This window comes from Nocardia sp. NPDC050799, assembly GCF_040654015.1.
GTDB lineage: Bacteria > Actinomycetota > Actinomycetes > Mycobacteriales > Mycobacteriaceae > Nocardia.
In genome coordinates this window covers 1-6,139 of the sequence record NZ_JBFAHF010000082.1, presented here as the reverse complement: position 1 = coordinate 6,139, position 6,139 = coordinate 1, and the positions used below count along the sequence as shown (strand labels likewise).

The window sequence follows — 6,139 nt, the reverse complement described above, 5'->3', positions numbered from 1 at the left end:
GCGGACGAGCGCAGGGTGCGCGGCGCCGCGGTGCGCAGCCAGGTCACCTTCGCGGCCATCGGATCCCTTCTCCGGCTTGCCCCGGATAACGGGGCCGCTTCATGTCGTGCCGCGACGGGATCGCCGCAGGCCGCTTCCGATGCTACCCCGGATAACAGCCCACTATCCGGGGCAACATCGACTGTGGATTGTGTTTGCCGTGTGTGCCGCGGGCCAGCATCAACGCGCACGTGTCCAGGTTGCCAACGATGCGCGGCAATGTGACGCGCGTCATGTCTCGTTATGGGTTGCGGGGTCTGCGGTGTCTCAGGGGCATGACTGAAAACAACAACACCACCACCAAGGTCGTCGTGATCGGCGGCGGTTACGCCGGCGCTGTGGCGGCCAACCGTTTGCAGGCGCGTAGCGATATCGAGGTCACTCTGGTCAACCCGCGCCCGCAGTTCGTCGAGCGGATCCGGTTGCACCAGTTGGTGGCTGGAACCAGTGCGGCGGCCGTCGATTTCGCCGCGATGCTCGGTGAGCGGGTGCGGCTGGTCGTCGACAACGCGATCCGTATCGACACGACCGCCAGGACAGTGGAATTGACGTCGGGTTCTGCGCTCGACTACGACTACGTCGTCTACGCGGTCGGCAGCACCGCGGCGACACCCGCGTCGGTGCCCGGCGCGGCCGAGTTCGCGTACCCGATCGCCGAATTCGAGCACGCGCAGCGGCTGCGCACCGCCGTCGAGGCGCTGCCCGCCGATGCCCGGATCACCGTGATCGGCGGTGGGCCTACCGGGATCGAGACCGCCGCCGAGCTGGCCGAGCAGGGCCACGCGGTCACGCTGATCGGCGGTGGACAGCTGGCGCCGTCGGTGCTGGAACCAGCGCGGCGCTCGATCACCAAGTGGCTGACCAAGCACGGGGTCGAGGTGCTCGAGACCGCGCGTGTGGCCGAGGTGTGGCCGGATCGGGTGGTGCTCGACGACGGCACCGTGCTGCCCAGCCCGGTCGCGGTCTGGACCGCCGGGTTCGGGGTGCCCGAACTGGCCGCTCGCAGCGGTCTGCGCACCGATCCGATCGGGCGGCTGTTGACCGACGAGTCGCTGATCAGCATCGACGACGATCGCGTCATCGCCGCCGGTGACGCGGCTGCACCCTCGGGGCAGCCGCTGCGCATGAGCTGCCAGGCCGCCGGCCCGCTCGGCGCCCACGCCGCCGACACCGTGCTGGCCCGCATCGACGGCACCCGGACCGCCGTGCTGAACGTGGGGTTCGTCGGGACCGGTATCAGTCTGGGCCGCCGCGCGGGCACCGTGCAGTTCAGCCGCCGCGACGACACTGCCCGTAACTTCCACCTCGGCGGCCGGATCGGGGCGTGGGTCAAAGAAGAGGTCTGCAAGGGCACAGTGACCGGAATCCAGAAGGAGGCCCGCAAGCCCGGCTCGTTCCCCACCATCAAGGGAACCGGCAACCGCCCCGCCCAGCCGGTCCGCCAACCCGATATGGTGCCCAACTCATGAGCACCACCGACGCCCACGCCGACCGTTTCACCCATCTGCGCCCCCTGTTGTTCACCATCGCCTACGAAATCCTGGGCTCGGCCACCGAAGCCGACGACGTGCTCCAGGACAGCTACCTGCGGTGGGCCCAGGTGGACCTGGAGACGGTGCGCGACACCAAGTCCTACCTGGCGCAACTGGTGACCCGTCAGGCGCTCAACACCCGGCGGGCAGGCGCCCGCCGGCGCGAGGACTACGTCGGCCCGTGGCTGCCCGAGCCGCTGCTGCTCACCGACACCGACGCCCTGACCGACGTCGTGCTCGCCGAATCGGTATCGATGGGCATGATGGTGCTGCTGGAGACACTCACAGCCGACGAGCGCGCGGTGTTCGTCCTGCACGAGGTGTTCGGTTTCGACCACGACGACATCGCCGCGGCGGTCGGCAAATCCGTCGCGGCGGTGCGCCAGATGGCCTACCGCGCCCGCTCCCACGTGCAGGCCCGGCGCAACCGGTTCGGGCCCGTCGACACCGCCCGGACCGCCGAACTCACCGACCGGTTCATGACCGCGGCGACCACCGGCGATATGGACGGCCTGCTGGCGATGCTCACCCCGGACGCCACCTGGACCACCGACAGCGGCGGCAAGGCCTCCGCTGCGGCGCTGCGGGCGACCGGCGCGCAGCAGGTCGCCGAGATCCTCATCGGCGTCTTCCGCACAGCCCACAAGATCTCCAGCGTGCGGGTCGAAATCGTCACCTACAACCACGAGCCCGCGATCGCGATCTACCGGGGCCAGACCCTCGAAGCCGTCTCGGTGATCGAGTTCGTCGACGGCAAGATCGCCAACTTCTACGGCATCCGCAACCCCGACAAGCTCGCCGCCCTCACCGTCCCGCGCGCCATCGCACGCGACCTCAACTCACGGAGAAACTCATGAACACCGCCCTCTGGATCGTGACCGGACTGCTGGCAGCAGCCCTTGCGGTGAGTTCGGCAAAGATCATCATTCCGCGCGAGAAGATCGCCGCCACCGGCACCAGCGCTGCATGGGTCCTCGACTTCAGCCCCAACACGATCCGGGCTATCGGCGTTCTCGATCTTCTGGGGGCAGCAGGCTTGATCCTGCCCGCGGTACTGAATATCGCGCCAATCATGGTGCCGGTCACCGCCGTCGCCGTGGCCCTGTTGTTCGCCGGGGCCACGCTCATGCGCGTGCGCCGCGGCGAGCGGTGGTCGATCGTGGGCGACCTGGCGTATCTGGCCATGGCTGTGTTCGTGGCCGTGGGCCGGTTCGGGCCCGCACCTTTCACCAGCTGATCGGCCTCAGCGGCCGAAACGCCGGTCAGAACAGGGTGTCGCGGACCCGTAGCGGCCGGTAGCCGGTCGGGCCGAGTGCGGCCAGTTCGGCGTCGATGTCGACTTCGATCGCGCCGAAGAAGTTGATGTTGGCGCTGTGGGCGGGGCTGATGTGGGCCAGGACCTCGTCGTCGATGCGTTGCCCGGCCCGGCGCATCTGCTCGACCGCGAGCCCGTAATACTCGGTGGTCCAGGCGATCACGGCGTTGGTGGCCAGGGTCAGACACCACGCTTGCTCGGTCTGGTCGGCGAGCTGGCGGGCCCGGATCATGCCCTCGTGGGCGTAGAGCAGATCCCGGCGTAGTGCGTGCAGGGATTCGCCCTTGTTGAGCTGGCGGGTGATCTTGCGCCGGTAGTCCGGATCGGAGAGGTACTTCGCGGCGTAGATGGTGCGCCGCAACGCCCCGTACTCCTTGAGCGCGGCGGCCAGGGTGTTCTGACGGCCCGAGGCGGAGAGCTTGCCGACGAGCAGGGACGCGGTGGCGTGCCCGAACTTCAGCGAGCCGGCCAGCCGGAGCAGGTCGTCCCAGTGCTCGGCGATCAACTCCAGGTTGGCCTTGCGGGTCATCAGCGGGCCCGCGTGCGGGAACCGGGCCTCGGCCTCGCCACGCGGGCCCGGCCGGTAGAGGGTGATGCGGCCAAGGTCCCGGATGCGCGGGGACAGCTGCATACCGAGCAGGTCGAACAGGCCGAAGTTGACCAGGGTGACCCCGTGGGTGTCGGTGGCGTGTTCGGTGATCGGCAGATCGGTGGCATTGCCCAGGATCTCGTCGAGCACGTAGTGGGCTTCGCGTTTGGTCGCCACGATCACCTTCGTGCCGTAGGTAGCGTGCTGGTCGGTGACATGGGTGTAGGTCGACAGCCCCTCACCGGCGAAGTAGCGGCTCATCGGCCGGGCGGTGGTGGATTTCCCGCGCGTGGGGAACCGCTGCCCGTCGCTCGACGACAAGGTCCCGGTGCCGAACACCGGAGTCAGTGGGAGCCGTTGGTGGTAGTCGATGATCGCGAGGTTGGCCGCGCGCAGGGTTTCCTCACGCACATACCATTCGTCGGTCCAGGACAAGATGTCGTAGGAGATGCCGCAAGCTTCGGCCATCCGCGTCAACCCGAGGTTGGTCGAGTGCGCGAGCAGCACCGCGATCAGGTTGCGTTTCAGCTCCGGGGTGCGGGTGGCCTGGCCGCCGGCGTGGGTGAAGCAGTCCAGGTAGCCGGTGCGTTTGTCCAGCTCGATCAACAGCGACACGATCGGCGCGAACGGCAGCATCTCGGTCAGCTCGGCCTTGAGCGCGATCGCCTCGGCGGGCACATCCTCGGCGGTCAACGGGGAGATGACCAGATCCCCGGACTCGTCGTCCAAGCGCACCGGCCCCGAGCCTTTGGCAAGTACCTGATCGAGTTCACCGACCGCGGTGTGCAGCTCGTCGACCACGCCGGCCAGGGCGACGCCGGGAGCGGCCGATCGCCCGACCAGGCGGCAAAACTCGGCCCGCTGTGGTTCCCACTGGTCGCTGGTGAGCAGGTAGGCGGCCGGATCGGCGTACCGGCGTGAACCGGGCACGAACACGTCCCCGCTGCGGAGGCCGTCGCGCAGCCCGAGCAGCACGCACAGCTCCCAGTAGTGCCGATACGCGGTCGCGCTGCCGGACTTGCGGGCCTGGTCGAGGTAGCCGCGCCACTTCGTCGGCACGAAACCGGTCGGGGCCTCCTCGAACACCCTTCGCCGCCCGGTCGCGTTGAGCTCGCGCAACATCGCGACCGCGATCAGCAGCTCGGACGCCGCGGTCCCGCCGGCGAAACCCACCGACGCGAGCACGGCGGGGGTGAACTGACGCAGATAGTTGTAGGAGGAATCCAGCGCGGCCAGATGGCCGTGATCACGCGGCAATCGGGGCTTGGCCTGTGCGATCGCTGCCCGCAGGCGTCCCCAGCCGATTTTCTCCCCGCGGATCAACGCGCCGATCTCCTCATCGGCCACCGCCGGATCGGTGAGGATGGCCAGCAGGTCGTCGAGCAACCCCTGGCGGTCTTCTCCGGATTTTCCGCGTTCGGCGAGTTCGGCCTGCATCCGACGTTCGGCGGCCCCGAACTTCGCCGAGATCGCCTGATCGAACAAGGCAACGACCTCATCGAGCACGTCGGTGCCGGACTGGGCCAACACGGTGAGCAGGATCGGGTACCGGCGCTGCGGATCGCGGCGTTCCAGCGCCTGCGGGGTCAACCGGCGTCCCATCGTGGCCAGGAACCGGCGCCGTTCGGCGGGCAGCACCGACATGTCGAGGCGGTCCGCGCCCAGGCCGCGCAGGAACGCCAGCTTGTCGACCTCGGCGCGCACCGCGGCCGCCGACGCCTCCACCGGCCCGGTCGACAGCCACCGCAACCGCGACACCCCCAGCGAGGCATCGGTAACCAGCAGCGCATCCAGCTCCGCGCAGCGCGCCGGAGTGAACTCATGCGCCAGGCGATCGTAGGTCTCGCGCTGGGCCTGCTCGCGGGCGTGGGCGATGCGTTCGACCATGCTCACCGGGCCGGGGCGGATCACCCGCGCCGAGATCAGGTACTCACACCCGAGCCGGAACAGCAGGGTCGGCGAATCGTGTTCCATCGCCCGCGCGAGCAGGAACTCGTCGAGTTCCTTGAGTTCGAGCGAACCGGCCGCCCGCCACCCCAGGTACTGGGCGACCAGGCGCAGATGGTCGGTGCGGGTCTGGGCACGGCGGCCGTAGGAACGGATCTCGGTACCGTCGACACGCAGCTGTTCGGCCAACCTGGCTACCGCGACCGGCGGCGCGGTCACCACGCGATCAGGCACGAAACCCAACCACGGCAACGTGCACAACGCGATCGCGATACCGAGCCGATCAGCCGGACCACGACCGCGCCCCGGATCGACGAACGCCAGATCCGTCGGCGAGAGCGTGAAGAACCGGAACAACTCCTCACGGCCGATCTCCGGAAACTCCCGCAGACGCGCCAACTCCTCATCCGCGAACACCCGCGTCGCCACGAAACCGACCTCCCACACCAACCAATAGCGTTGGGAGCCAAGCCAACCAGTAGACCGCCTACATCGCAGGCCGAACCAAGGCCTCACCGGCGGCCAGCTGCGGCTACGCCAAATCCGTTGGTTTTTCGGCGATTACTACCGGAACCCCCATCAGGGCAGTCGATGTGACCGGATACTCCGCTACTCCCGCCGGGGCGGGACTGTCAGCGATCTTGTGGGCGGGGCGGTGATCCGACAAGCTGAGGCGGCCTGCTTCAGCGGAAAGGATTGTCGTGTCGGAGGAGTCGA

5 protein-coding genes are annotated in these 6,139 nt (G+C 68.5%); 3 read left to right on the top strand and 2 right to left on the bottom strand.

Annotated features, from left to right (window positions below):
• The first annotated feature begins 314 nt into the window (after nucleotides 1-314).
• Genes AB0H42_RS35320 through AB0H42_RS35310 form a run of 3 tightly spaced genes read left to right on the top strand, consistent with a single transcriptional unit; the run spans nucleotide 315 to nucleotide 2,808 of the window.
• On the top strand, nucleotides 315-1,508 hold the full coding sequence (locus AB0H42_RS35320; RefSeq protein WP_357064152.1) for an FAD-dependent oxidoreductase: 1,194 nt from the start codon (nucleotides 315-317) through the stop codon (nucleotides 1,506-1,508).
• Nucleotides 1,505-2,428: an RNA polymerase sigma factor SigJ gene (gene sigJ / locus AB0H42_RS35315; protein WP_357064149.1), complete on the top strand. Its 924-nt coding sequence runs from the start codon at nucleotides 1,505-1,507 to the stop codon at nucleotides 2,426-2,428. Before AB0H42_RS35320 ends, sigJ begins: the two co-directional genes overlap by 4 nt.
• Nucleotides 2,425-2,808 (top strand): DoxX family protein, encoded by a 384-nt coding sequence (locus AB0H42_RS35310; protein ID WP_357064146.1) that lies wholly within the window; start codon nucleotides 2,425-2,427, stop codon nucleotides 2,806-2,808. The genes sigJ and AB0H42_RS35310 overlap by 4 nt, the downstream gene beginning before the upstream one ends.
• Nucleotides 2,809-2,833: 25 nt before the next feature.
• On the opposite strand, the gene AB0H42_RS35305 is transcribed toward AB0H42_RS35310, so the two are convergent.
• Nucleotides 2,834-5,851: a Tn3 family transposase gene (locus AB0H42_RS35305; protein ID WP_357064143.1), complete on the bottom strand. Its 3,018-nt coding sequence runs from the start codon at nucleotides 5,849-5,851 to the stop codon at nucleotides 2,834-2,836.
• Nucleotides 5,852-5,954: 103 nt separating this feature from the next.
• Nucleotides 5,955-6,139: hypothetical protein (locus tag AB0H42_RS35300; protein ID WP_357064140.1), on the bottom strand; the 185-nt coding region annotated here is incomplete at its 5' end.